This is a genomic window from Idiomarina fontislapidosi, assembly GCF_003226255.1.
Taxonomy (GTDB): domain Bacteria; phylum Pseudomonadota; class Gammaproteobacteria; order Enterobacterales; family Alteromonadaceae; genus Idiomarina; species Idiomarina fontislapidosi.
This window is the reverse complement of the sequence record NZ_QJST01000034.1, coordinates 1-2979: the sequence shown is the minus strand read 5'-3', so window position 1 is coordinate 2979 and position 2979 is coordinate 1. Positions and strand designations below refer to the sequence as shown.

At 42.1% G+C, this 2979-nt stretch carries 3 protein-coding genes; all 3 read left to right on the top strand.

Features of this window, described 5'->3' with window-relative positions; translation table 11 throughout:
- The first annotated feature begins 313 nt into the window (after window positions 1-313).
- The 3 genes from DFP83_RS13370 (at window position 314) to DFP83_RS13355 (ending at window position 2746) form a co-directional block, all read left to right on the top strand.
- Window positions 314-937, top strand: a complete 624-nt coding sequence (locus DFP83_RS13370; RefSeq protein WP_110576567.1) for a hypothetical protein — start codon at window positions 314-316, stop codon at window positions 935-937.
- Window positions 938-1412: 475 nt separating this feature from the next.
- The gene (locus tag DFP83_RS13365) at window positions 1413-1691 is read left to right on the top strand and encodes a hypothetical protein (RefSeq protein WP_110576565.1); all 279 of its coding nucleotides are present in this window, start codon (window positions 1413-1415) and stop codon (window positions 1689-1691) included.
- Between the two features lie 464 nt (window positions 1692-2155).
- The gene (locus DFP83_RS13355) at window positions 2156-2746 is read left to right on the top strand and encodes an SLATT domain-containing protein (RefSeq protein ID WP_157981584.1); all 591 of its coding nucleotides are present in this window, start codon (window positions 2156-2158) and stop codon (window positions 2744-2746) included.
- The last annotated feature ends 233 nt before the right edge of the window (window positions 2747-2979 follow it).

Below are 2979 nucleotides of genomic sequence, written 5' to 3'. Positions count from 1 at the left end.
GGAAAACACTGGGCTTTATTCAGCCAGACATAATTTTTAAAGAGCAATTGCAACACGCTAAGAGCGAGTGTTGCAGTTATTAGTTGAATCTAGGTTTACTGTCAATGACATAATGAAAAATTAGAGTTAGATATTGTGCGCATGTAGAATGCAACTAAGCATAGTCAACTTACTTTACTAAATTAGAACAATTAAAAGACAACAATGAGCGCTTAATCAGCAACTTATAAGCTCGCAACTACTCAATTGAAGATAGTGCAATGTGAGCACGCAAAATAAACAAATAGTTTACCATGAGGGGTGATTGTAATAAATGAAGAGAACAGGTAATAAGCGAATAGAGGACTTTCCTCCTTCAAAACTATACCTAAACGACTTACAAGATATCTTGAGCCTTTTTGAGCATAGCTGCAAAGAAGTGACAATAAGAACGGGTGAGTATGAAAATGTCAAACCTTCAGAAATCCCTGAACTCATTGATAAATTGCAGTTAAAGTCGTTTGACGATATTTATATTGTTGGCAGTGGCCCATATGTGACTCTTGATTTGCGATCTTTCGGAATTAGTGCTTATGTCAGCGAAAGTAGTTCTATTCAACTTGGCCTAATAGCTCAGGTAAAAGATATCATTCGCAAAAATAGGAAAAAGTTTTTCCGTGTCATCCCTAATCTATTAATTGGCGTCCCGATGCTAGCTGGCATGGGTGCAATTGTTTATGAAGAGTGGTTACTTGCATTATTCGGCTTTAGTTTTTCATTTTTAATGATTTGGCCTGCTGCGAAGTACCAAATGTCTAAAACACTAGAGGTGTTTACGATACCGAAAAAGAAAGAACCCTCATTCTTTAAGCGTAGAAAAGATGAGTTAATAATTGCTGTAACTTCAGCATTTCTCGGTGCTTTTTTCTCAATGGTGCTTGTTAAGTATCTCGGATAGGTATAACAAGGCGCTTAAGCCTGATTCATAAATGCATAACGATTTCGTTTCGCTCAAATTATGGAATATGGTAAGGCCTGATATTAATAGACACATCTTCCCGCCGAAAACATAGAGACGAGAGCTAAGGGGGCAGTATGCAGCGGGTGATAGTAAGCCCAAGGTCTGCTATGAGCGAGGACCGGACTTTAGGTTTTTGCTTACTTAGCTGGTTACTTGCCTTCTTGTCATTAGTAAGTGCGGGAGCGAATCAGGCACAGCACACTTATCTCTGCGTTATTGTGTGTTTTGTGATTGTGTTGTGTATTAAAGTCGTTTATTGTCAATGACATAACAAAAAATTCCTTGTGCTAATTCGTAGTTTTTCAAGGCAGGAATGCTAGCTTTAGAATCTAAAACTATTGACCGACCGAGTTCCGAAGCGCGCACGCTCAACATATAAATGTTTTGAGCAAGGAAGAAAGGGAGAATTACGATGACTCAACTATATCCGACAGTTCACGCCGACAGGTACGACTACGGTTTGCCCGTGTTCGAAATTCGCGGAAGTAGGCTCTATCCAACTGTACACAACGAGGTGCATGACTATGGATTGCCGGCGTTCGAGATAAGAGGTCAAAATGTTTACCCAACGGTGAATAATTCTGTCGATGACTATGGTCTTCCATGCTATGAAGTGCGCGGTAATCAGTTTTATCCGAGCATTCACAATAGCCATGACAGTTATGGACTACCAGTGCTAGAGATGCGGTAGACAGCATGGTTCATGACAAGAGCAGGCACGGCGAGCACTTTTCATTGCGCTTTCGGCTTCATTCCCAGGGCGCGCATGCTGCAAGTGTTAGAGATGAGGAGGTTCGGCATGAGCCAGAGACATTATATTCACGGTGATCAGCAAAGCGGAGATCCGTCCAAATTTTACTGCTCGGCTTGCGATGCGTTCCTCGAGGAGTCGCATTTCTTCAGTAGAGAAGACAAGTGTTGCGATCATTGGGGCAAATATGATGCAGCAGTAAAGGTGCTAGGAAATTCTGCGAAGGCTCACCGTGATTTCGGGCGTCCGATGAACGCTAGCAATGTGTTTTCTAGGAGTTAATGAGGTCAGTTTGGAATTAAGTTCTCTAAAAAGGCAATTAAATTCGTTCCGGCCTTCGGCCTCCACCGGACTCCCTTGGCGGGGCCCAGTTTATTACTGGCGTTAAGCATCTAGGAGAAATCGTGCAGAAGGAAAATCATTTCGAAGAACTGTATGACCGAATACATAAAACTGCCGCATGTAGATTTTTTGCCAATGACCGATTGAAGGCACACCACAATGCTTCGCTATGGACCATTACATTCTTCTCGATGGGATTGATTTTTATTCCCCTCTTGCAGTCGTTTGGTCTAGAGACGCGGTTTACCTCAAATTATACGAATTTCATTCAGGTGGTTCTTGCAATTGTAATTCTGGTGATCTCGATTCTTCTTAATATGACCAACTTTTCGGTAAGAGCTGATCGAATGCACCAGTGTGGAATGATATTGAACTCTTTGGCTAGAAAAGTTCATCGCCACATAAATGAAGATAAAAGCGGGGGTTCATATGAAAGTCTGGTCAAGGAGTATGATGCAGTCTTGCAGAGATTTGAAAATCATTCGCCCTTAGACTACCTTTTTGCAAAAAATCACTTAACGAGTAGCTATACTAACCCGTGGTACTTCCCGGCGTACACGCGAATTCGGTATGCAGGGCAATTCCTCCCTTATATAGCTCTACTTGGTTTGGAGACGGCATGGTTTTCGATGCTTGTCACAGGCAATGCTTAACAAACGCGTCAAAGGCGACGCTTGTACCTCACACGCTTTAGGCGGGCGTTAGGCAAATGGAGAACCGAGTACTGCCAAAAGCGGTTGAAACTAAGGCCATAGAAGCTATCCAAAGAATGGAGCGAGGCTGTTTCTCTGTGTATTAGCCCCTTTTTAAAACGGACACTCATTAGTTAAGCGATAGGCTTAGACCTATCTTTAAGGAGTGTCTATGGAGCGCATTGAAATTTTTA

Bases quoted from the DNA above. Each gene is read 5' to 3' on its own strand.
- DFP83_RS13365 (WP_110576565.1), top strand. From the start codon at position 1,413: ATGACTCAACTATATCCGACAGTTCACGCCGACAGGTACGACTACGGT.
- DFP83_RS13370 (WP_110576567.1), top strand. From the start codon at position 314: ATGAAGAGAACAGGTAATAAGCGAATAGAGGACTTTCCTCCTTCAAAA.